Genomic DNA, 23,546 nt, shown 5'->3' with positions numbered 1-23,546 from the left:
TTTTTATATAAAACTGATAAACTAAATGTGGATATGTGTTTATTAACCCGGCAATAAAATAATTACCGCTTAGAATGAGAAAAGACTCCGGTATATGAGCTTTTCTCTCTTATGAAACAATATTATTTAATTGACGCTTTAATAATTATTAATTAAGGAGAACGGACAAAACAGGCATGAAAAAATCTTTTACTATTTTATTGGCCGTCTTTGTCGCAGTTAATATGCTCGGCTCGTTTATTATTACCGCCTCCGCCGAGGATCGCAGCTATGACGCCGGTAAGGGCGGCATCGTCTATATTTCCGATTCCGGAAACGACTCCGGCAAAGGCACGAAAGATGATCCGTTCAAAACGCTTCCGTGCGCGTTCAAGGCGCTTTCCGATGAAGTTCGTACGGCAGATAATTCCGGCGGCTACATAGTGATTACGGACAGTCTCACTTTGATGGACAGCGAAGACGGCAAGATCACGAATACCGTTGATTCAAAAAGGTATTCGGTGGCTCTTACTTCAAAGTGTACAAATATGATCACTTTATGCGGGCTCAACGGCGATTCTGCGCTCATTTTCGCCAATTCATACGGAGAAGGACAGGATCACGGCAGTTATCAGGGAAATATTGAGTTTTCCTGTCCGTTCACATTTTCAGACATCAACATAACCTATTCGAATGGCAGACTTATATATAACTCAAGCTCTTTTCTTTGCTTTACAGACACCGCTGCTACTTCGACATCAAACGACGTTTATATTTACGGAAGCGGAACATTCAAATTTTCAGGCGGCTCTTTCAACCATATATTCACTCCTACTGTTGACAAGCCGACATGTGTTTTCTTAGGCGGAAATGCCGTAGTAAATTATTTATGGCTGGGGCTCGGGACCGTGACAAACAATCTTTCCGTAGATATTTCCGGAGAGGCGCAGATCAATACGGTTTATCTGGGCGGCCAGTCAACAAATTTCTCGGGTGACACAAATATCATAATAAGCGGCGGGTATATTTCAACTGTCACACCGTATTCCGGCGCCGTTATAAAAGGAAAAACAAATATCTTTTACGCCGGAGACTCTCAGAAAATGCCGGCATTATCCTCCGATGCGGACAACGTTTTTTTGCTTGATTATTATTTCAAGGACGGCATTTCCGACGAGCTTTTACCCTATTCCTTCAACGGCGTTTTAAAATACATGAGTGCCGATCTGCCCGCCGGCTTTTCCGCCGAAGAAGCCGAAACGGTCGCATACTACAAATATACTGCTCTTGACACCTCGAAAAACAAAATCGATTTCCCTTTTTCATCTTACGCTCTCAGAATTCCAGACGGATACCTGGCCTCTCCGGGATATGCGGTATATGCTTTTGCGGATGGCAAAACAGTTAAATGCGACTCCGTTATAACCGGGACCGACAGTAAAACCATGACCTTCGGAGCAGTTGCGGGTGCCGACGGATACGCGCTTGTCCACCTTGGAGGTCCCGCTCCTATAAAACAACAAGCCGAGCCGGATGAACCGGAAGAGACCGGATCGCCAGAAACCGGAAACAGCGACAATGTGCCAAGCACGGCCGGTACCGACACCAAAATTAACAACAATACCGCTCCGATCTCAAAAACCGCGGTGATTATAATCGCCATAGCCGGAGTAACCGCCGTTCTTGAAGCGCTTTTAATTCTGAAATTCAAAAAGCCCCCCAAAAAAACATGAGACAGACAAATAAAGGAACCCTTAACAACATGATCATCAGACAAGCCTCAGCGATAATTTATGAAACGGCACCGGACGGCCGGGCACCATGCCGCATTGCGGACGAAATCCTCATGGGATACCGAATAGACGTCATTTCGGACACCAACGCCACAGTAGCTCATATTAAAACAGAATACGGATACGAAGGATTCATTTTTAAATGCGCCTTTTGTGAAGAAAACGCAAAATATTCCGCTTTGCCAAAGCTCGTTGTTCGAGGCCGCTTCTGCGATGTCCTTCCGATTCCGGATCATAGATATCCGGCTTATATCACCTTGCCTAAGGGAGCCCGCGTAGGGCTTTTCGGCGAAACGGAAGAATATTATCGTGTTCTCCTTCCCAACAACAGAGAAGGATATGCGAAAAAGATCTATCTTAGCACGGATATGCCAATCAACTATAAAAACGGATATTCCGACTTTCCGGACAGTACCTCTGAAATCCGCAACGCCGTAATCGCATCCGCAAAGGAATATCTCGGAACACCTTACAGATGGGGCGGAAAAAGCACCTCCGGCATCGACTGCTCCGGACTTTGTTTTATGGCATATTATTTGAACGGCATAACTATATGGCGCGACGCCAATGTCGATACAAAATATACTTTAAAGATTCCATACGACATCGTAAAACCCGCCGATCTTCTGTATTTTCCCGGGCATGTCGGTATGTGTCTCGGCAACGGACAGTTCATTCATGCCTCATCAGCCGGCGGAGGTGTCTGCATCAACAGCCTGACGCCGGGCGCCGACAATTACAGCGAATACCATAAAATCAGGCTTGAATGCGCCGGCAGAGTACTCAAATAAAGTCTATAGTCCTTCGTATAAATTATTAAAAAGGTTTATATCCGCATAATTTCGATATAAAAATAGACATAAATCGCCGGGACAGGTAAATGCTGAATGCCTGTTCCGGCGTATTTTATTGTTTTTTTCTGAACCAAAGCCACGGAGACGCAATTATCGCCGGCACGGAGGAAAACATCTCTGTTATTTCCGCCCGCTGCGATTCGGTCAGCACCGTTCCGGTTGAGACCGCGATATTCTGCCTGACCTGCGCCGGATTTTCTGCGCCGAGCAAAAGCGACGTCACTCCTTCCATATCTCTTATATATGAAAAAGCCGTCTGGGCTATGGAAATTCCATGCTTTTCAGAAAAATTCCTGAGCGCCTGTAAGTAAGGACACGCTCCGGCAAGTATTCCCACGGGAAGCGTTTCCGGATCGCGGAAAAACAGCCCCTGCAGATAAACGCTTCGAACGAACACGGCCTTTCTGTCCTCAGAAAGCCTTTTTGATATACCGGACGTTATGGCACGCGACGACATCATGTTAATAGGCAGCTGAACGGATTCGAACAACTCGTCTCCAAGAAGAGATTCCGCCGCCTCGATACTCTCGACCGAAGCTCCCGCATGGCGTATCAATCCGGTGTTCAGCAGGCTTTTTATCGCCGGACGCAGCTTTTCACGAAACATGAGCACATCCGAATCGTTATGAGATAAAAACATCGGCAGAGAAGACATCCCAAGGCGTGAAAGAGAGCGTTCAAGCTGATCATTCAGCTGCTTTTCCACACCGTAAACGGAAATATCGCCGTCAGGATTGATTTCATATTTAGTCGTCACAAGAGGAAAAGCAGCCGTAGCTTGTGAAGACAGGAATTTTCCGATGATATCCTCGCTTGTGCCGTAATCACCGGAGGTATCAAGCGAATTCACTCCGCCCGAAAGCGCCTCGGAAAGAATGTTTGAAGCGGAGACCGCATCCGGCCGACCGGCGGGATTATTTATTCCATAGTCAAGCCCGAGTTGAACCGTCCCCAAAGTCATAACGGACACGGGCATGCCGTGGAAATCACGAAATATCATATTTTTCCATCTCCTTGCTGATCACTTCGCGCTGTATCCGCCGTCCGCGGGTATGACCGCTCCGGTTATATACAAAGACGCGTCGGAAGCCAGAAAAACCATAATACCCATAAGGTCTGTATCATTTGCCATACGCTTTAAAAACGTGCGGTCACAGTACTTTTCCGTGAAGCGCGGATCCTGACCGTTATAATAACCGCCCGGGCATACTACGTTGCACCTGATACCGTACGGACCGAGGACAGAGGCGGTAAAACGGGTGAAATTGACCATCCCGCCTTTGTGAAAGAAATAATCCGGAACATCTCCCGTGACATCCGTGCCGCGGTACATGCTGTCATCAGGTCCGAGCAGTCCCATGTATGATGCGATGTTAATTATACTGCCTCCGTCTTTCTTCATCGCCTCGCCGAAAGTGCGTGTCATTATAAACAATCCGTCGGCATTTATCCTCATGCTTTCAGTAAAAGCAGAAACGGGTGAGTTCCACGATTTCATAGCACGCGCAACGGCATTGTTCACCAGCACAGACGGAGTACCGGATTCTTTTTCTATACGGTCAAGAAGCTGTTTCGCGCTGTCTTCGCTGCTTTGATCCAATGACGCCGAAAGCACGTCTTGCCCTTTTTCACGAAGCGAAGCGGCATATTCTTCGTTTTTCGTTATATTACGCGAGGCATTGTATACCTTTGCTCCTGCCTGAGCGAGCGAAAGCACGATCTGCCTGCCGTAAAGTCCGCTGCCTCCTGTTACCACAGCAGTCTTCCCTTTCAGTGAAAACATATCAAGAACGGACATAATTTATCCTCCATGCTTCATTTTTTGTGTTAATTTATGAGATTAACGGACATATTTATTAAATTGGATTATAAGGCAGATTTACTTATTTGTCAATATAGGTTTAAATATATTGCATTTACGAACAATAATAGCGCTTTTAGTTCAAAATCACCAGTCTCTGCGTTTAGGTATTTTCATACCGGTAAAATATTTTCTTTCTCTCTTGCAGACCGGCATTCACACAAAATTAATAAATTTTCTATCCTGTTTTTCACAAAATCACTTTAAATTGTTATGAAATTATGATAATATTATATAATAATAATTGACCCTGAAAAGGACAGCCGTAAAATGAGCAATTTACAGGATGCAGCCGAATATTTTTGGAATTTAATATCCTCTATGAGGATCTCGGATATCATCGACATTATAATAGTGTCGGTGCTGCTTTATTATGTTTTTATTTTCATAAGAGAACGCCGCGCCGGAAAGCTCGCCATCGGCATATTGTTTCTCTTGCTCGCTCTGCTTGGCAGCGACCTGCTCGGCATGAACGCGTTGAATTTCATATTGCAGAATATAATGCAGGTGGGAATGATCGCAGTTATCATTATATTTCAGCCAGAGCTGCGAAGCATGCTTGAAAAAATGGGTGGAAATTCCATAAAAAACCTGAATCGAATAGGCGAAGCCAAAGATATCGGAGAAAAGCAGAAAGCTATTGAAGAAATATGCCTGGCCGCAAGCGACCTGTCAAAATCAAAAACAGGTGCGCTGATTGTGCTGGAACGCGGGACAAAGCTGGGCGATGAAATCAAGACCGGTGTAATAGTCAATGCCGATGTTTCCAGCTTCCTGATAAAAAATATTTTCTTCAACAAGGCGCCGCTTCATGACGGAGCCATGATAATACGCGATTCGCGCGTACACGCATGCGGCTGTTTTCTTCCGCTTTCACAGAATGCCGATATAGTCAAGGATCTTGGAACGCGGCATCGTGCCGGCATTGGTATAAGCGAGACAAGCGACGCGGTGGTCGTCATAGTCAGCGAGGAAACCGGATTTATTTCCACTGCTGTCGATGGCAAGCTTGTCAGAGGCTATGACAGATACAGCCTTAAGGATACTTTGAACAGTCTTATGATAACCGAAGAACGTGCCAACACACCAATTGACACAATTAAAAGATTTTTCGGCAAAAAGTAAGCCAATCATTATTTACGCGGCTATTCCCGCGCTTTTCGTTAAGCCCGAATACCGACATAAAAGCCGCCGCGCTTCCGAATATGGAAAGGATGAATGCAAAAATGGATATCAAAACCATTAAAACGCCCCGAGAATTCTTCAGGGATAAAAATATATGGCCCAGATTATTATCGCTTTTAGGTGCGTTTATCATATGGTTTTACGTTATAAGCATTGATAGTCCTGGATCTGAAAAAGAATTCAAGGGAATCAATATAGATTTACAGAACGAAAATCAACTGACTGAAAGTTACGGATTTTCCGTGCTCAACGGATACGGCTTCACCTGCGATATGACGTTATACGGCAAAAAAAGCGAACTCAACAAGCTCAAGACATCAGAGCTTTCCGCATATGTCGACCTGTCTTCTATTGATAAAGCCGGAAATTACGAACTTGATATAGTAATAAATGCGCCCAACGGAATGTCTGTAACAAACATATTTCCATCTACAATCAATGTATTCGTCGATAAAACCTCTACAAAAACCGTCCCGGTAAAGGTCATACCGACATATACAAAGGACAAGGATATAACTATCGAATCACCGAAGTTGAATTACAGTTTCATAACGGTGACAGGACCATTCACTGAAATAGAAGATATAACAGAAGCGAGACTTACCGTCGATCTCGGAAACGTGACAAAAAGCGTTGACGCCTCCGGTAAAATAGCCCTTCTAGACAAAGACGGTGAGACTGTCTCGAGTCCATATATAAAGACTAATGTTACCGACGTCGTTGCTACTTTTTCTGTATATAAATCAAAAACTGTTCCAATTACCGTTAATACAAAGCACGGACTGTTGGGGCCTGACGGCATTAAATTTGAAATTTCTCCTGCAACTGTTCGAGTCAAAGGTGATCCGGCGGCGATAGATGCCCTTGAAAAGGTGGTTCTCGCGACAATAGACGAAAAACAGATTGTCGATGACCAAAAAAGCTATGTTTTCTCTCTTGTTCTTCCCGTCGGAATAGAAAAAAACGACAATGTAGACACCGTAAATGTAGAAGCGTCTCTGATCAACAGCTCTCTGCGCACGATGAATGTAAATCTGGTCACCGGATCAAACGTATCTGTCATTTCGCCTCCGGGCAACCAAATGTATACGTTTAAATCGGCGTCTCTAAACGTTAAGATACGCGGTGACAGCGTTTCGGTCGCGACTGCCTCTGTTACCGACCTTAGAGTAGTGATAGACTTGTCACAGTTCAACCAGCCCGGTATATATTCGGTACCCGTTTCAGTCGAATTCAAGAATCAAACCGGCGCATATGTTATCGGAGAATATACGACGGAGGTGAATCTGATATAACGATCCTTATCAAGAATATACGTATTCCACTCCGCGTTGGAATAAACGAAGAAGAACGAATAACGGAATATCTGAAGAAATTCGGTATAAAAGATAAATTCACAGTCTACCGCAGGTCAACAGACGCGAGAAAAGCTCCGGATATTTATTCGGTTTTGTCTGTGCTTTGCGAAACGCAGCTTCAAAAAATACCGGATGCCCTCAAGGAAAATACCGAGGAATTTGTCACAGACGGATATCCTGAAAATATAAAATCATGTGCGTCAAAATCTCCCCGACCGGTCGTCGTGGGCTTCGGTCCATGCGGGATGTTTTGCGCATTGCTCCTTGCATTGAAGGGTTTCGCACCGATTGTGCTTGAACGCGGAGATGACGCGGACAAACGCGCGGAGAAAATCGCACGGTTCTGCTCCGGGAAAGAACTCGATGAGGAATCAAACATACAGTTTGGCGAGGGCGGAGCCGGAACCTTTTCAGACGGAAAGCTTCTGACGCGCATCAACGATCCGAGATGCGCGTTCGTCATACAATCATATTTAAAACACGGCGCGCCGCCGGATATCGCTGTCAATGCGCGCCCGCATCTCGGAACAGACAAACTGCCTTTAATTATTAAAAGCATCAGAAATGAAATAATTTCACTTGGCGGTGAGATACGGTTCGGCACGCGTCTTGATTCGATCGCCCCTCTCCGGGGCGGATATGAATTGTGTGCCGGATCTGATTCAATATTTACCGACAGCGTCTTTATAGCGGTCGGACACAGCGCTCACGGCACGATAAGAATGCTTGGAAGCCTCGGTATGGAAATATCTGCGAAGGATTGTTCGGTCGGCTTCAGGATTGAACACACGCGCGCCGAAACGGACACTTGTATATACCGTGGAGCAAATCTGGAAGACGGGGGAATCAATCTCCCACCGGCCGAATATAACCTTGCGCATCATATCAATAACAGGGGCGTTTATACGTTCTGTATGTGCCCGGGCGGCACCGTCACGGCGGCGGCAAGCGAAAACGGGCACGTTGTGACAAACGGCATGAGCGAATATGCGCGAGATGGCATAAATTCAAACTGCGCTGTCGCCGTTTCTGTAAAAAGCTCAGATTTTAACGGCAACCCGTTCGCGGCCATGGAGTTCCGGGAAAACATGGAACGCGGAGCTTTTTCGGCGGGAGGCGGAGGTTTTACCGCGCCATGTCAGAGACTCGGCGATTTTCTCGATCAGAAAGTCTCAACAGAATTCGGCAGCATTATGCCGACATATCCTCTCGGCGTACGCGGCGCCGATCTGGGGCTTTTATTTCCCGCTCCGCTCGCCGAAGCGCTGCGCATTGGGCTTCGGGTATTCGGGACGCGGTATTCGTTTTTTAAAAATCCTGACGCTCCTTTGACCGGAGTAGAAACCCGGACTTCGTCTCCAGTGAGAATATCAAGGGACGATATGTTTTTCGCAGTCGGTCCGGGGGGAATGTCCTTCAAAGGGATTTACCCGTGCGGAGAAGGCGCGGGATATGCGGGCGGCATAACGAGCGCCGCATGCGACGGGCTTCGCGCAGCCGAAAAATATATTGATGAGAAGAGTAAATAACATGATCCTTTACGAAAATACACTTTCAACCAATAAGACCGCGCTTTATGAAACGGCAAAAAATAACGCAGCAGAATGGCTGCGACGCGCCGAAATGACCGGCGTGGAAAAGGACGAACTGAACCGGCTTATTGAAAACCGTGACGCGCTTACGGCCAGATTCGCGCTGCTTCCCGAATTCGGCACTGCGGGAATCCGCGGTATTATGCAAAGCGGCACAACGCGCATGAATAAATACACGGTAGCTGTCGTGTCGCGTTCGCTCGCGGCATACCTGAAATCGTCGGAAACCAAGGGCGGAGTTGTGATCGCTTATGACAGCAGGAACAACTCGGAAATGTTTTCCGGAATTGCAGCGCGAGTCCTGTGTGAGGAAGGCATAAAGGTGTTCCTCTTCGATTCGCTGCGCCCGACCCCGGAGCTTTCGTTTGCAATACTTTATCATAAATGCGCCGCAGGAATTAATGTCACCGCCTCTCATAACACAAAGGAATATAACGGATATAAGGTTTTCGGAGAAAACGGTGCACAATGCTCACCCGAATGCGCGGCAGGCATTGCCGACGGATGCCGGAATTTTGATTTTCTCGGCTCTATGCCGCGCGTCACTCTCGAAGACGGGATAAAAAGCGGAATGATCACTCTGATCGGTGAAGAGACCGACGAGGCATATTGCCGCGCTGTTTTAAAATGTTCTCTTCTTCCCGCCGGCGCGGACAGGGGCATCGGGATAGTTTATACGCCGCTTCATGGCTCAGGATATCTTCTCGTCCCTCGCATTCTACATGCAGCCGGATTTACAAGCGTCTTGGAGGTTGAAAGCCAAAACAAACCGGACGGAAATTTCCCTACGGTGGAAAAGCCGAATCCTCAATATCCGGAAGCCTTTATTGAAGGAATCAGCGTCGCGGAAAAAGCGAATGCCGACATTGTCATAGCCACAGACCCGGATGGAGACAGAATGGGCGTTTCAGCTAAAGGCAAAGACGGATTCCGTACGTTTACGGGTAATCAAATCGGTCTTTTGCTGCTTGAATACATCATCACCGCCCGCCTCCGCACAGGAAAGCTGCCCTCTGACGCTTGCGTAGTCAAATCAGTCGTTTCTACAGGACTGGCAGATGTGATATGCCGCGCAAACGGCATCGAATGCGAGGATGTATATACCGGCTTTAAGTACATCGGTGAAAAAGCCGCATTGTACGAACAGACAGGAGAAAAAACATTTATTTTCGGCTTTGAAGAAAGCCACGGTTATCTTTCCGCGCCATACGCACGCGATAAGGACGCACAGGCCGCGTCGCTTTTAATCGCAGAGGCAGCCGTTTATTACAAATCGAAGGGTATGACGCTCTGCGGCGCACTTGAGGCCATATACAAAAAATACGGTTATATGACCGAAATGCTGGTCGACATACCGATAAAATCTCCGGATTTCCGCGCCGCTGTTTCAGAAATTATGAACGCTCTGCGCAATTCTCCGCCCTTCATACTCGGAGGTGTTAAAATAAAAACCATATCGGATTATCAAAAGAGATTGAAAACAGACATTGCATCGGGAAGCGTTTCCCAAATTAAGTTAAAAAGCGAAAATATGCTCGCTTTTGAAACAGACAGGGGCGACAGAGTAGTCGTCCGTCCATCCGGAACCGAGCCAAAGATAAAGCTTTATTTCTTTATAAACGGCACTAACGCGGCCGAATGCGCCGTTTATCTCGAAGCTCTTAAAACAGACTTAACGGAATTGTGCCATGAACGCAGCTGAACTGCCGGATATTTTATTGCTCGCGTATCTCGGCGACGCGGCAATGGAGCTTATTGTGAGAAAATACCTTATTTCAATTCCGGGAATGACACCGCAAAAATGCAACGAGCGATCTTTATCCTTTGTCACCGCCGTTAAGCAGGCGGAAGCCGCCCGGCGACTTAATGACAAATTCACCGAGGACGAGGCACAGATATTCAAATACGGTAAAAATGCAAAAAGCAATTCCGTTCCGAGAAGCGCCTCGCTTTATACATACCGCACGGCGACCGGACTTGAGGCAGTCTTCGGATATAATCACATAAACGGGCTTGATTCACGCAATGAAGAACTTTTTACCCTTGGCTTTCCCGAAAACGACGGCCAATGAAATTGAATGATCATCGATTATTATTTATTTGACAAGTTAATATTTCTTTTGTAAGATAATATCAATCTCCTTTAAAAATGATCCTTCGTTAACGCAGGCGGAACAGTAATGTTTTTATACGCGTAAGATAAGAGAAAGGAAAGCGGCAGGACATATTTGAAAATGAATAAACCAGAAATGAAATACGCTCCCGGCTGCGGCGGAAAATTTTCGCTTTCTGAGGTCAGCAACGGCGCCGGATTTGTCCAATATGACGAAGTAAAGGCAAATACGCTGTCCAATATTTTCGGGTATATCTCAAAAAGCCTCTGTTATATCGCTCTTGCGATATCTTTTTCGTTTTGTTTTACAGACGGCTTTGCTCTTATCCCGAGTGTGTTTCCCGTCATACTTTGCGCTGTTGTTACAGGAGCCGTGTATTCCGCGGCAATGCTGTCTGACAGAAAGCTTTTCCGACTTCTATTCATTCCGGCGCTCCTTGTGACCGTATTATTTGCAGGCGTATTTACAGAAGCTTCACCCGTCGATGACCTGCGTATTTTCGCGGCGTATGCTTCGGATATCCTTGTACGCCGGGGATATACTTTTATACCGCAGATCAATTCTGGAATTTTTCTTTCGGGATTTACGGAAAACATAACCTTGTTTTCTGACTTTTCCACTCGCATAACGGTCATATTACAAACCGTATTTACTGTAATCATCGGCTTTGCCATGATGGGAAAGCGCATGAGAATATGGTTTTTTACCGGCATATGCTCGGTTTATCTTATTTTTTCATTCTTTGTCGGCTTTTTCCCGTCTTCAAAGTCATTCGCTTTTCTGTTATGCACGATTACTTCCGTTTATGTTATGATGCTGTACGAAAATTCGATGACGACGGGAGCCGATCATATTTGTTTTAAACACAACAATAAAAATGCAGATACAGAATTACGTGGGAATACAGAACGCATCTTTTATCTTCGCGCGCGCCAGGGCTTTTCCGGTATAATCGCGCTTTCTATTTGTACTTCTGTTATGTTTGGATTGATTAAGCCCGAAAGGCTGGATACCATGCCGGAGATAGCTTTTATAAATGACGAAATGAAAATCGCAAGATCATACATATACAGCCTTATCGGCCGCGACGGAAGCTTAGCCATGCCGGAGCTTGGAGGAGGAATCAGCGGAGGAACCGTTTCCGACAGTCCGGTTATGTTCACCGGAGAACAGGAGCTGACGCTTTATTCATCAGGTAAGGCCTCGTGGTATCTGCGCGGATGGATAGGAAAAAATTACAGCGGCGGAGTATGGAATGACGCAACGACTTTAGAAGGGATAAGATTTCGCCAGAGCTTCGGAGCGGATTTTATTTCCGATTCTATATTCAGCAGCTTTATGCAATTCTCATGGAGCACATATTCGGACAAAGATATATTGAAAACAGTAAACACGATGAATTTTGGCTTCGTAGGACAAAAGGGTAGAATTGTCTTGAAGGACAGAAGCAGCAATCTTGCGCTTTTGCCCTCGTATTTATCCGATGAATCGTTTTCTTCTCCATCTGAAATTCTCATTCAACAGATCAGCGATTCACTTTTTACGTTTACCCGGGATAATAACACGAATTCTGACGCACAATATTCGTTTTCCGCGCTTTTGCCTATATATACCAACAGCGGTTTTCTCGTTAATTTTCAGAATTCGCTGATTAAATATAAAAAATGCGCCGATATAATTAAAAAGTTCGGAGCCGCCGAGACAGCCAGGCTGATTATTTCCGGATCTGACGATCCGGATATCGCCACACTCTTTTCAATCCTTCGCCTAAAGACATCAAATATACAAATTGCTGAAGCGGAGCTTACCAAAAAGCTCGAAAGAATGTCCGAAGACAGCGCGATTCAACAAAAATACGCAAGCTATGTTCGTTCACAGTATACTTCTCTTCCGAGAAAAATCAGCTCGTCGCAAAGGATCATGGAGCTATATCACAAAATAACAAAAAACGCTGACACCGATATTGAAAAAGCGTTTGCCATAGCTCAATATCTGAGAACAAATTATAAATATACGCGAACCCCGCCTAAATCGGACGCGGACGGCGGAGATTATATAGAAGGCTTTTTATTCGATACGAAGATGGGATACTGTACCCACTTTGCCACCGCGATGACCTTGCTATTAAGATTCGGCGGCATTCCGTCACGATATGTCGAGGGCTTTTATGTCTCGCCCGAGCTTGCTGAAAAAAGCGCCTCCGAAACGGCTTATGAATACAACGTCCGCGACGATTCCGCGCACGCATGGACAGAGGTGTATATTGACGGAGCCGGATGGCTGGTAATCGAAGCGACAGCAGGGTATGATCGCGAGCTTTATTCAGCCGAATACGACGGCCTCATCAATCCCCGCCCGGATGAACCGGTTGAAACAGACGCCCCCGATACATATGAAGAAGCATATACCGAGCCCCAAACAGAGGCCTCAATTACCGGAACTGACACAGGCATAATATACGTGAATCCCGGAAACACGAACGCTGATTCATGGAGAACGGTATTAGTTATCGCCGTTATCCTGGCCGCAGCCGTTCCACTGCTGATAGTATTTCAGAGCTTTTACAGGCGAAAAATCAGATACGGCCGTTTCCGTGTTGCGGGAAAAAGCGGAACCTATGCCATGCAAAGCTATATGTTGAAGCTGTTTTCCGCTTTTGGTGTCGAAGCCCAGAAGTGCGGCAGCATAGCAGCGCTTTCCGATTGCGCAAGCAATGCAATGAAAGGATGCGTGAAATCCGGAGAGCTTGTTCCCGTTATGCAGATCCTGCAAAAAGGCGAGTTTTCCGAAAATGGCAACACAAGAGAAGAAAAAGCAGCCGCACGCAAATTCATACAGAAAATGTCCGGAGATCTTTACAAAGCAATGAGGCTTTCCAAAAGACTTTGGTACAGATATATATTATGTTTGATTTAGGAGATATCATATGGACGAAAAAGCAATCGCAAGACCGCCATATTCAGCAAAAGTATATCCTCGCCGCATGGCAAGCTGGTGGAACGAGCCGGCGGATCTGACCTGGCCGGACATTACAGTAAAAAACAAAATCAAAAAACGCGCAAAGGCATTTCACGATGCTGGAATCGACTCCGTAATCAATTACGGACTCCATATGCGTTTTGATTTTTCAGATTATTTTCAGAATTATCACGGCTACATGAATGAAGTATGCGCGGAGCTTCATAAATACGGAATAAAATTCATCGATCATTATTCCTGTAATCTAATTGAGCGTCCCAGGGATCAGGCAGAATTTGAAAAGCTTCACCGCTCTCACCGTCACCATGTGCTCCTTCATAAGGATTTCAAAGCGGCCGAATACGCCTGTTATGAAGGTCATATGTTCCGCGATATATGCGAAGTCGATCTCAGAGACGGCAGCCGCGGATATACACCGAGCTATCAGACAGAGCTTTTTTGTCACAACAATCCCGGATTTCTCGATATGCATAAAAAATATCTCGAAAGACTCGTCGCAGAGGTGGATTTCGATGCCATCGAAGTAGACGACATGTGTGAGTACGGAAGCCTTGCCGTATGCGGCTGTGAATACTGCCGTGAAAGATTCCGCCGTGAATACGGACTTGAAATTCCTCCTCTGTCCGATAAATCCTTCTGGGGCGATATATCCGGTCATCCCAATTCTTGGGGAAATTATGAAAATCCCGCTTTCCGCGATTATCTGCGCATGAGAACAGATTCCGTGCTTGACCATATAAAAATGGTAAGAAGCGTCGTTTCTCCAAAGCCGCTCTTCACCTGCTGCTCCGCAACGGGGCCGATGTATCTCAACCCGCTTGCGCTGGATCTGGAAAAAAACGCCGACTCGCTCGATATCGTAATGCTGGAAAATTGCGGGCTTACCTGCTCGTCTACAAACTGGGTCGCAAAAGATGCGGAAGCTATGCAGCAGCGCGATATCGCCAAAAAAATGGGCAACGCGCCTGCAATCGCACTCAGTTATACGACTTTTGAGGACGGCGCATATCTCGGATGGGCTCTCGCGCGTTTCTGGGGCGCCGGAAACTGGGCAAGCACGATGCCGGGCCGCCTGGACGACGAGCCGGAGGATCTACCCAAGCTGGAAGAGCTTATGAAGCCGATATACACATGGGAATCAAGCCATAGCCCCGTTGATCCGTTCAACAGCGAAGACATCGTCAACGTGCGTCTGGTAAACAGCAGATATAACCGTGAAAACGGATATCATACGTCCTCAGGCGCGGACGCGTGGTCGCTTGTCAACGGATGGGCTCAGGAATTCGTCCTTGCCGATATTGGATACCGCTTTGTCAGATTCCGTGAGCTGGCAAGCGCAGAGGCGCTTTTATCGGAGACCACTCCGATAGTTGTGGAATCGTGCGCATGCGTTTCAGAAGCTCAGTTTGCCGCCGTAAAAGCATACCTTCAAAATGGCGGCATAATGATCATCGCCGGAGAATTCGGCATAAAAGATGAAAAGGGCTTTGCACGCGAAAAATCGTTCTCGGACGAGCTCAAAAAAGCCGGATATAAAGGGCTTGTGTTTGTTCCAGGCAGCTCGGAATTGCCGGAGCTTATAAAAAAAGGTATCATAAAACCGCTCGTAAATATAATAGCAGGAGATAAACGCAGAGTTTTCCGTGCGAAGACAGAAGACGGACGCCTGATAATTCATATAATGAATACCGGAATCGTCGGCATTCCGCATAAATGGATATCAACCTTCGGGACAAAGGTTCTGGATAAAATAGAAAACGTTGTAACGGATCATGAATACGAATTTGAAATTTACGGCAATCTTCCCGAACTTAAGGAAAAGAAAATCAAGTCCCCCGAATTCCCAGGAGCTGAAAAGGATATATTCGTTGAACCGATACCCGGCGGCTACCGTATTAAAGCCGATTTATCCGGCAGCGGTATATATGCCGTAATAGAATAAAGCACTGCGCAAAAAGTCCGGCCGCATTGTTATGCGGCCGGATTTTGCTTTTGTAAAATTACGTTCATTGTTCTTGAAAATCCGAATTTTTATTAAAGCGGCAATTTTTATACTTATCTATTATAATGTCTACTGAATAATGCCGTTTTCGAACGGCATAGGTTTTGGCAGTTGAAAAGCCAGCCAAAACCCTCCAAAATCATTGATTTTGGAGTTCAGCATTCATTGATTGCCGCCTGTTTTCTAAATTGGTCGGGAGTCGAACAATTTAGAGGTGCAAGGTTTTTGAGCTGTAAAGCTTAAAAACCTTGCACCTGAACAATCATTGTTAGCATCATTTCTTTACTGTTATATGTGTTTTATGATTGTTCAGCAGACATTATTATAGAATAATTTTATTGCCTTTCAACAACAGGGTTTCCTCATGTTCTGTATCGGATTCATGATTATTTCTGAGCATGACAAGATTGCTGCCGTTGGTATAAACTATCTCGTAGTCATAAAGTGTGAAACCGCATACGCCTTTTTTGATTACTTTTTCATTTCCGGATGGTTCACGGCATGCAAGCACCCAGCTGTTTGGGATAATACCAGGGAATTTCTCTCCGGTCGCAGCATTTTCTTTTTGTTCGCGGTCTGCGTTTATAATATTATTCTCAATAAATATTTGTTTTTCTGATTTATTTTTGGCCTTCTGCTCCTCGTTACTTTTCAGAGATTCGCCTGCGTATTTACACGTGAAAAGATCAAATGCGCCTCCAACTGCTTTTATAATCTTAAATGGCGCTTTAAGGATATTAACAAATCCGTTATCTTCGTTCCTCTTTTCTTTATAAGGACGTTTTATGTAATATAAATTGCCTTTGTCATCTGACTTTGGCGAGAAATAATCTATACTGTCATCCGATAACAGTTCATTGACCAAATGCGTTTTGAAATCATACGAGCATATAACTCTCGGCCCGATATCTATTACAATTCCGTTTATATCACGTGCGTTTCCACAGTAATCGAAATAGCATACCGAACCGTCCGGTGATATAAACGGATTGGCATCTCGCGTATCACCGTCGGTCACTGTCACATACGGCTTGTCTGAATAAAAGAGAACAATATGTGATTCTCCTCTTTTATATTCCATTTCCGCCACACATAAAAGAGAACCGCCGTATGCTTCAATCTGCGACCGGCAGGCGCATATTGATGAAACACGCCAATCGGTAGACGCCGCAACAAGACCCTCCGGGGAACAGCTGTCAATTTTTTTAGTATATATACATCCCGTCGATGAACAGGTACAGGCATAAACAAGCAATTCGTCTGAAACAGCTTCCGCCGCATTGAGTGAAAATCCTTCGTCCTCGTCTGCCGGCTTATACATGACTCCCATAAAAGCCGCGCCTCTTCCGGTGGATTTCCAATCGTTTCCTTTGTTAATCTGCCTTATCACATTTATATAAGTTTCTTGTTTCTTCAAGGTGAGAAATTCAGATTTGCCATTTTTGTAAACACCAAGCCTGCCATCGGAAATAAATGTTAGAGGTATAATTTTTTCTCCCATTATACATGATTCCTTTGCGGTCAGAAATGAAAGTTTTGATGCGTTCAATGCAGAATGCCAGTAATTAATAGTGAAATAATATCACGAATTTCGTCCCGTTTTTTCGTCTTCGGATGAAGTCTCGGAAGCCTCCGCAGACGCATCGGGCGCAGCCTCTTTCGATGGAGCGGTATCGGTATTATCAGTTTTTAAGTTCATTATATTAGCTTTTTCGCGAGCTGAATCAACCTCACGCTGATCCTCGTCGCTTTCTTTGATCATCTGTTTAAAGCTGTTTTCCTTTGAAAGAACAGCTTCCTCGTGCCGAAGCCCGCCCTTCTTCAGGGTTATATACAGTATCAAACCGACAATGAAAGAAAGAAGGCCGACAAGAGCGGAAATGCGGTATTCGGTTCCGAAAAGGTTGATATAAAGGCTGTCGGTACGCAGCATCTCAATAAACATACGTCCGAAACCGTACCATGCAATATACAGACAGAATATCTGGCCGTCAAACTTTTTCTTTTTATATACAAGATGTATGATTAAAAATCCGATTAGGTTCCAGACGGATTCATAGAGGAAGGTCGGATGATAAAACTCTGTTATAACGTTTGTGGATCCGATCCCCATTCTCCACGGAAGCCCGGTCGAACCGCCATGTGCCTCGGCGTTTGCGAAATTCCCCCAACGACCGATTATCTGTCCTATCAGAACCCCCGGAGCAACGATATCAAGAAGCTTATAAAACTTGATTTTCTTGATCTTTGAGAATGCCAAGACAACGATAAAGCCGCCGATAATGGCGCCGTATATCGCGAGACCGCCTTCCCATATTTTACACATATCCCAGAAGGAATCATATAGCTCGAGCTTTGTCAGAACAAAATACGTACGGGCGCAAATAATCCCGACCGGAATCGCGAATATGATAAGATCGAGAAAATCATCGGTGGATACTCCTTCATGCCTGGCGCGGTTATTAGAATACAAAAACGCCAGGATCATGCCACAGCATATGATTATGCCATACCATGCGATGTCTTTTCCGAAGATATTAAACGCTACAGTATCGATTTTAAAAGGTCCGATCCCGAGCCCCGGGAACGAAAGCCAATGGATGACCGCAAGCATTTTTACGTATACCTCTCATTTCTTAGGGATAATCAGGCTCGTGACGAGATTGTCCGTATTATAACTCCGTTTAAGCCGTGCGAATATATCGGCGGGAGTGATATCGGCGATTATATTGGGCGTATCGAGCATATCTCCTCCGACGAACAGCGTAAAGAGAAAATTCTCGGCTATGTCACTCGTAGAGTTCCATTCCTGAACCGCGTCAGAATAAACCACGCGTTTGCTTCTCTCAAAAAGCGTGTTAAAATCTTCGGAAAAATTCCCGGCACGCGCGGAAGCAATTTCGTTCGCGACCAATTCGTTCACCTTGTCGGGCTCACGTGTTTCGGCGGCGCAATAAAAAAATCCGTATGTGCGTCCGAGATTATATCCGGCGGAAAACTTGTCGTTTATAAGGCCTTTTTCATAAAGCGAATTGTAAAACGCGCTTGATTTACCGAATAACATTTCGCATATGATACGGTGTTCCGCGTCTTTTTTGACAAGCTCGGCTCCGAAGGACGACAGATTTATGTCCGGCTCCTTGATACCGGAATAAAACATCGGCAGCGCGATCGGAAATTCCTTGACAAGCTTTTTGGAAGCGGGGCGGTCCGGTTCGTCGGGAAATTGATGTGATATCTCGATATCGGGTGAATTTTTAAGTACCTTGTCGCATAATTTAGCGACTTTATCACAGTTAAAATCACCGCAGAGGCAAAGAGTCATATTGTGAAGATTGTAAAATGTGTTATAGCAGCGATAAAGAATGTCGGCTGTAATATGCGAAATTGATTCTTCCGTTCCGCCAACATCTATTTTTACATTGCTGTTCACATACATAGAATTTAACAATCCGTTATACAGCTGTCTGTAGGGATTGTCGAGATACATTCTCAGCTCCTGCGATATTATTCCTATTTCCTTTTCGACGGTTTCTTTTGTGAAATACGGAGTTGTGACGAATTTCAGTAATATTTCAAGATTCTCGTAATATTTATCAGTAGCGGAGAAAAGATAGGCGGTTATTTCATTCGAGGTAAAAGCGTTGCATGAAGCACCCATCGCTCCGAACAGCGAAAATGTGTCGGTGCCGTCCTCGTTTTCAAACAGCTTATGCTCAAGAAAATGTGCGACTCCGTCGGGCACAGTGATGAAATCCTTGTCCGCTCCGGTTTTAAAGGTGCGGTGAATGGAACCGTAACGCGTCCCGAGCAGAGCAAAGGCGCTCTTGTGATCCTTAGGTATTAAATAAATTTCAAGCCCGGATTCGTGCCGTCCGGTAAAGTACCGTTCTCCGAGCCTTTCGCTCTTTTTTTCAGTAAATATCATTTATTCTTCCTCCTCTTCCGGCTTTACGGTACCGTCAGGCTTCATAAGGTATACCGTATCAAGTTTGACCCGCGATGATACAGCCACAACTTCTTCCTTTGTAAGCGCTTCTATTTCTTCGGCAACAGTCAGCGGCGTTTCGTCAAACAGACCGTTGAGTATTCTGGGCAAGAACCAGCTCGCAAGAGCGCCGGGATTGTCGGGAAGACTGTTCAGAGAATTTATTAACGCGTTTTTCGATTCGCGAAGTTCGCTGTCAGTGATATCCGCGTCTGAAATAAGCTTCATCTGACGCATGATCTCGTCATACGCAGCGTCAAACTTTTTGTCATCTATACCGGCATATACGCGCATGATACCCTTTGCCGCGTCAGGCATGGAGTTTACTGTATAACAAAGCGAAAGCTTTTCACGCACATTCATGAACAGCTTGCTGGTGAGTGAGCCGCCGAGAACCGAGTTATAAAGTGAAAAAGCGCGGAAGTCGCGATCAGAGGTGGTAATTCCGGTGCGAAAGCCCATGACAAGATGGCTCTGCGTCACCGGCATCTGCTCTGTGACGCGTTTTATCTCTCCGACTGTTGAAATAACATGTGTTTCGGGAAGACAGGCAGGAGCGCGGCCGATATTTGAAAATGCGCTTGATAGCTTTTTGACAAGCCTGTCCTCGTCGCAAATTCCCGCGAAGAATATTTCAACGCGCGAGGTTTTTATAAGCTCGCGGTAAAATTCATAAAGAGAGACGCCGTCGGCCTCATCAACTATATCGGGATATCCGAGCGGATTTATCGCGTATGCCTCGCCTTCGCACATGATGCGTATCATGCGCTTTCTGGCATATTCGGATTTGTTGTTTATTTCGGCGCTTATCGCGTCCTTGACGTTGACTTTTTCACTTTCAACTATCGATTTGTCAAAGCCGCCTTCCACCAAATACGGCTTGAAAAGCATTTCCGCGCAAATATCAACCGCGGTGTCCGTAACTTTATCTGAGTCCATGGCATATTTGTCGGCAAGCGTTGACAACGAAAAGCCGAGCACTTCGTATTCGCCATGCTTGACCGCGCTTGCATTAGCTTCGGCCCCGTAACAATCGTCGAGCGTGCGGTTGAGCTCGACAGATGTCGGATATTTCGCGCAGGCGCGTGTGATTATTCTTGAAATAAGCTGAGTATATGACGCGCTTTTTTCAGTAAGTGTTGTAAGAAAATAAAAAGTGAGAAAGTTTGTCTTATATTTATCGGTTTTGATCAGATTTACGGCAATATTGTTGCCGATTACTTTTCTTCTTGGCTTTATATCCATTTGTCCGTTCTGCATCCTTTCATATTATAACTGTTTATAACTGTATTTATATAATATCTACTGAAGTTTTGGCAGTTGTTAAACCGACCAAAATCATTGATCTTGGAGTACAATATCCATTGATTGCCTAACTTGGTCGAGAGTTGACCAGTTTAGATGTGCAATCAATTGTATTTCATGTTTTTCTTACTGTTGTATGTGTTTTATAATTGTTCAACAGACATTATATAGGTAAAGTATAACATTTCCCGGCCCGGATATCAATAGTCAATTCCAAAAGACATAAATAATTCATGATCGCGTAACATGTGTATATTGATTATGCATGATACAGCCTTTATAATGTTTGATGTGATACTGTTTTATATGAAACTGTATGATATCAAACATATAAGGAGGATATAATGCCAAGAAGAAACATAGGCTTCGAGCTTCACACTCTCAATCACCGCGTTCACCGATTTGTCGATTGCTCGACTCATAAGAAATATATCGACAATATCACCGGCACGAACGGATGGATCATAGGATACATCGGCTCAAACAGAGACCGCGACGTATATCAGCGAGACTTTGAAAAGGATTTCGGTATTACCCGTTCAACCGCGTCTAAAGTCGTCAACCTGATGGTCACAAAGGGCCTTATAGAGCGTGTCGCGGTGCAGCATGACGCCCGGCTCAAAAAGCTTGTTCTGACAGACAAGGCAGAAGAGCTCGTTAAATTCATGGATGAGGATCACCGCGTGGTAAACGAAATGCTAATCAAAGGTTTTTCCGATGAGGAGCTTGACAACTTATATTCATATATCGAACGCATGAGGAACAATATAATTATATGATCAGAATTCTCGCCAAAAGGATCCGTCAGTATATGACCCAAACGGTCCTTACACCTGTTTTCGTAATTCTCGAGGTTGTCCTTGAGGTTATTATACCCCTTTTTACAGCGAATCTCATAGATTTCGGCATCGATGCCGGTAATATGCAATATGTTTTTAAAATGGGTATAGCTTTGTTGCTTTCATCCTTCGCTTCGCTGTTTTTCGGCGTCGCCGCCGGGCGAAGCTCGTCAATCTCCTCCGCCGGATTTGCCCGCAATCTTCGCGACGATATGTTCGCCAATATCCAGACCTTTTCATTTTCCAATATTGATAAATTTTCTACTGCGAGCATCGTGACACGCCTCACGACTGACGTAAACAATGTGCAGATGGCATTTATGATGCTCACGCGAATGGCGTTCCGGGCTCCTGTCATGATGATATTTTCACTGATTGTCTCCTTCGGAATAGACGCAAAGCTTTCTCTTATATTCATAGCCGCCCTTCCTGTACTTGCGGTCGGAATGTATCTCATAATAAGCCGCGTTCATCCCGTTTTCGAACGCATTTTTAAAACATACGACAAGCTGAATGGCATTGTTCAGGAAAATGTCCGCGGTATCCGTGTTGTAAAGTCCTTTGTCCGTGAGGATTATGAAACGCAGAAATTCAAGAAAATATCGGGCGACATATACCGCGATTTCTCAGGAGCCGAAAAAGTTCTCGCTCTCAATATGCCTCTTATGCAATTCTGCATGTATGCATGCATGCTGCTGATCTCATGGTTCGGAGCCCGCGCAATAATTGCGTCCGGCAACAACCCTGACATCGGCCTAAGCACCGGAGAGCTTATGAGCCTGATTACTTATGCCATGCAGATCCTGATGAGCCTTATGATGATATCCATGGTGTTTGTCATGATAACCATTTCACGCGCCTCCGCCGAACGGATTGTAGAGTTACTAAGTGAAAAGAGCAATATCGTAAATCCCGAAAATCCCATTGAAACTCTTGCGGACGGCAGCATAGAATTCGAAAACGTCGGGTTTTTCTATTCGGCAAAGGCCGACAAGGCGTGTCTGTCGAATATCAACTTAAAGATCGCCTCGGGAGAAACCGTTGGCATAATCGGCGCGACCGGATCTTCAAAATCCACGCTCGTACAGCTGATTCCGCGCCTTTACGACGCTTCTACAGGAATTGTCAAGGTCGGCGGCAATGACATAAAAAAATACGACCTCGATGTTCTGCGCGGCGGCGTCGCCATGGTTCTTCAAAAAAACGAGCTGTTTTCCGGCACTATCCGCGATAACCTTAAATGGGGCAACGAAAACGCCTCCGATGAAGACATCGCGGAAGCGAGCGCCTCAGCATGCGCGGACGAATTCGTTTCCGGCTTCCCGAAGGGATACGACACCGTTATCGAACAGGGCGGAACAAATGTGTCCGGCGGTCAGAAACAACGCCTTTGCATTGCGCGCGCACTGCTAAAAAAGCCTAAAATTCTGATTCTCGACGATTCCACAAGCGCAGTCGATATGAAAACAGACGCCAAAATCAGGCGAGCTTTGCATCAGTATTTACCCAAAACAACAAAAATTATTATTGCTCAGCGGGCGGCATCGGTAAAGGATGCGGATAAAATAATCGTTATGGACGACGGGCAGATTTCCGACGTCGGAACGCATGACGAGCTTATGAGCCGGAGCGGCATATACCGCGAGGTGTATGAATCGCAGACCAGAGAAAGCGAGGGCGATGACAATGAATAACGG

The 23,546-nt window shown here is 45.4% G+C and carries 17 protein-coding genes; 11 read left to right on the top strand and 6 right to left on the bottom strand.

Going from position 1 to position 23,546, the window contains the following annotated elements:
- Nucleotides 1-176: 176 nt before the first annotated feature.
- On the top strand, nt 177-1,712 hold the full coding sequence (locus VB118_08035; protein MEA4832548.1) for a hypothetical protein: 1,536 nt from the start codon (nt 177-179) through the stop codon (nt 1,710-1,712).
- A 29-nt stretch (nt 1,713-1,741) separates the two neighbouring features.
- Complete coding sequence (locus VB118_08030) at nt 1,742-2,563, top strand: SH3 domain-containing C40 family peptidase (GenBank protein ID MEA4832547.1); 822 nt, start codon at nt 1,742-1,744, stop codon at nt 2,561-2,563.
- Between the two features lie 115 nt (nt 2,564-2,678).
- Here the strand turns inward: VB118_08030 and VB118_08025 are convergent, their stop codons facing one another.
- The gene (locus tag VB118_08025) at nt 2,679-3,626 is read right to left on the bottom strand and encodes an aldo/keto reductase (GenBank protein ID MEA4832546.1); all 948 of its coding nucleotides are present in this window, start codon (nt 3,624-3,626) and stop codon (nt 2,679-2,681) included.
- A gap of 21 nt (nt 3,627-3,647) precedes the next feature.
- Nucleotides 3,648-4,424: an SDR family oxidoreductase gene (locus tag VB118_08020; GenBank protein ID MEA4832545.1), complete on the bottom strand. Its 777-nt coding sequence runs from the start codon at nt 4,422-4,424 to the stop codon at nt 3,648-3,650.
- Nucleotides 4,425-4,757: 333 nt separating this feature from the next.
- On the opposite strand from VB118_08020, the gene cdaA reads away from it, so the two are divergent.
- From cdaA to VB118_07985, 7 genes are all read left to right on the top strand, one after another.
- Nucleotides 4,758-5,612: a diadenylate cyclase CdaA gene (gene cdaA, locus VB118_08015; protein ID MEA4832544.1), complete on the top strand. Its 855-nt coding sequence runs from the start codon at nt 4,758-4,760 to the stop codon at nt 5,610-5,612.
- A gap of 101 nt (nt 5,613-5,713) precedes the next feature.
- Nucleotides 5,714-6,967, top strand: coding sequence for a CdaR family protein (locus VB118_08010; protein MEA4832543.1), 1,254 nt, complete (start codon nt 5,714-5,716; stop codon nt 6,965-6,967).
- A gap of 155 nt (nt 6,968-7,122) precedes the next feature.
- The gene (locus VB118_08005) at nt 7,123-8,559 is read left to right on the top strand and encodes a hypothetical protein (protein ID MEA4832542.1); all 1,437 of its coding nucleotides are present in this window, start codon (nt 7,123-7,125) and stop codon (nt 8,557-8,559) included.
- Nucleotides 8,543-10,324 carry a phospho-sugar mutase gene (locus VB118_08000; GenBank protein ID MEA4832541.1) on the top strand — a complete coding sequence of 594 codons (1,782 nt, stop codon included), beginning with the start codon at nt 8,543-8,545 and terminating at the stop codon, nt 10,322-10,324. Before VB118_08005 ends, VB118_08000 begins: the two co-directional genes overlap by 17 nt.
- On the top strand, nt 10,311-10,694 hold the full coding sequence (locus tag VB118_07995; GenBank protein ID MEA4832540.1) for a ribonuclease III domain-containing protein: 384 nt from the start codon (nt 10,311-10,313) through the stop codon (nt 10,692-10,694). Before VB118_08000 ends, VB118_07995 begins: the two co-directional genes overlap by 14 nt.
- A gap of 162 nt (nt 10,695-10,856) precedes the next feature.
- The gene (locus tag VB118_07990) at nt 10,857-13,652 is read left to right on the top strand and encodes a transglutaminase-like domain-containing protein (protein MEA4832539.1); all 2,796 of its coding nucleotides are present in this window, start codon (nt 10,857-10,859) and stop codon (nt 13,650-13,652) included.
- A gap of 10 nt (nt 13,653-13,662) precedes the next feature.
- Nucleotides 13,663-15,657 (top strand): hypothetical protein, encoded by a 1,995-nt coding sequence (locus tag VB118_07985; protein ID MEA4832538.1) that lies wholly within the window; start codon nt 13,663-13,665, stop codon nt 15,655-15,657.
- 382 nt (nt 15,658-16,039) lie between these two features.
- Here the strand turns inward: VB118_07985 and VB118_07980 are convergent, their stop codons facing one another.
- From VB118_07980 to VB118_07965, 4 genes are all read right to left on the bottom strand, one after another.
- Complete coding sequence (locus VB118_07980) at nt 16,040-17,218, bottom strand: hypothetical protein (protein MEA4832537.1); 1,179 nt, start codon at nt 17,216-17,218, stop codon at nt 16,040-16,042.
- An 81-nt stretch (nt 17,219-17,299) separates the two neighbouring features.
- Nucleotides 17,300-18,331 (bottom strand): prolipoprotein diacylglyceryl transferase, encoded by a 1,032-nt coding sequence (gene lgt / locus VB118_07975; GenBank protein ID MEA4832536.1) that lies wholly within the window; start codon nt 18,329-18,331, stop codon nt 17,300-17,302.
- A 15-nt stretch (nt 18,332-18,346) separates the two neighbouring features.
- Nucleotides 18,347-19,645, bottom strand: coding sequence for a pitrilysin family protein (locus tag VB118_07970; protein ID MEA4832535.1), 1,299 nt, complete (start codon nt 19,643-19,645; stop codon nt 18,347-18,349).
- Entirely contained in the window at nt 19,646-20,965 is a 1,320-nt protein-coding gene (locus tag VB118_07965; GenBank protein ID MEA4832534.1) for a pitrilysin family protein, read from the bottom strand.
- A 389-nt stretch (nt 20,966-21,354) separates the two neighbouring features.
- On the opposite strand from VB118_07965, the gene VB118_07960 reads away from it, so the two are divergent.
- Both VB118_07960 and VB118_07955 read left to right on the top strand, forming a co-directional pair.
- Nucleotides 21,355-21,789 carry a MarR family winged helix-turn-helix transcriptional regulator gene (locus tag VB118_07960; protein ID MEA4832533.1) on the top strand — a complete coding sequence of 145 codons (435 nt, stop codon included), beginning with the start codon at nt 21,355-21,357 and terminating at the stop codon, nt 21,787-21,789.
- Entirely contained in the window at nt 21,786-23,543 is a 1,758-nt protein-coding gene (locus VB118_07955; GenBank protein ID MEA4832532.1) for an ABC transporter ATP-binding protein, read from the top strand. Before VB118_07960 ends, VB118_07955 begins: the two co-directional genes overlap by 4 nt.
- Nucleotides 23,544-23,546: the final 3 nt, after the last annotated feature.

This window comes from Oscillospiraceae bacterium, from assembly GCA_034925865.1.
GTDB lineage: Bacteria > Bacillota > Clostridia > Oscillospirales > SIG627 > SIG704.
Note: the sequence above shows the minus strand (reverse complement) of the source record. Positions and strands in the feature narration are given on the sequence as shown.

Coding starts and splice junctions, on each gene's coding strand:
- VB118_08000 (MEA4832541.1), top strand. CDS start 8,543: ATGAGAAGAGTAAATAACATGATCCTTTACGAAAATACACTTTCAACC.
- VB118_07955 (MEA4832532.1), top strand. CDS start 21,786: ATGATCAGAATTCTCGCCAAAAGGATCCGTCAGTATATGACCCAAACG.
- VB118_07995 (MEA4832540.1), top strand. CDS start 10,311: ATGAACGCAGCTGAACTGCCGGATATTTTATTGCTCGCGTATCTCGGC.
- VB118_08035 (MEA4832548.1), top strand. CDS start 177: ATGAAAAAATCTTTTACTATTTTATTGGCCGTCTTTGTCGCAGTTAAT.
- VB118_08025 (MEA4832546.1), bottom strand. CDS start 3,626: ATGATATTTCGTGATTTCCACGGCATGCCCGTGTCCGTTATGACTTTG.
- VB118_07965 (MEA4832534.1), bottom strand. CDS start 20,965: ATGCAGAACGGACAAATGGATATAAAGCCAAGAAGAAAAGTAATCGGC.
- lgt (MEA4832536.1), bottom strand. CDS start 18,331: ATGCTTGCGGTCATCCATTGGCTTTCGTTCCCGGGGCTCGGGATCGGA.
- VB118_07960 (MEA4832533.1), top strand. CDS start 21,355: ATGCCAAGAAGAAACATAGGCTTCGAGCTTCACACTCTCAATCACCGC.
- VB118_07985 (MEA4832538.1), top strand. CDS start 13,663: ATGGACGAAAAAGCAATCGCAAGACCGCCATATTCAGCAAAAGTATAT.
- VB118_08020 (MEA4832545.1), bottom strand. CDS start 4,424: ATGTCCGTTCTTGATATGTTTTCACTGAAAGGGAAGACTGCTGTGGTA.
- VB118_07990 (MEA4832539.1), top strand. CDS start 10,857: ATGAATAAACCAGAAATGAAATACGCTCCCGGCTGCGGCGGAAAATTT.
- VB118_07980 (MEA4832537.1), bottom strand. CDS start 17,218: ATGGGAGAAAAAATTATACCTCTAACATTTATTTCCGATGGCAGGCTT.
- VB118_07970 (MEA4832535.1), bottom strand. CDS start 19,645: ATGATATTTACTGAAAAAAAGAGCGAAAGGCTCGGAGAACGGTACTTT.
- VB118_08010 (MEA4832543.1), top strand. CDS start 5,714: ATGGATATCAAAACCATTAAAACGCCCCGAGAATTCTTCAGGGATAAA.
- VB118_08030 (MEA4832547.1), top strand. CDS start 1,742: ATGATCATCAGACAAGCCTCAGCGATAATTTATGAAACGGCACCGGAC.
- cdaA (MEA4832544.1), top strand. CDS start 4,758: ATGAGCAATTTACAGGATGCAGCCGAATATTTTTGGAATTTAATATCC.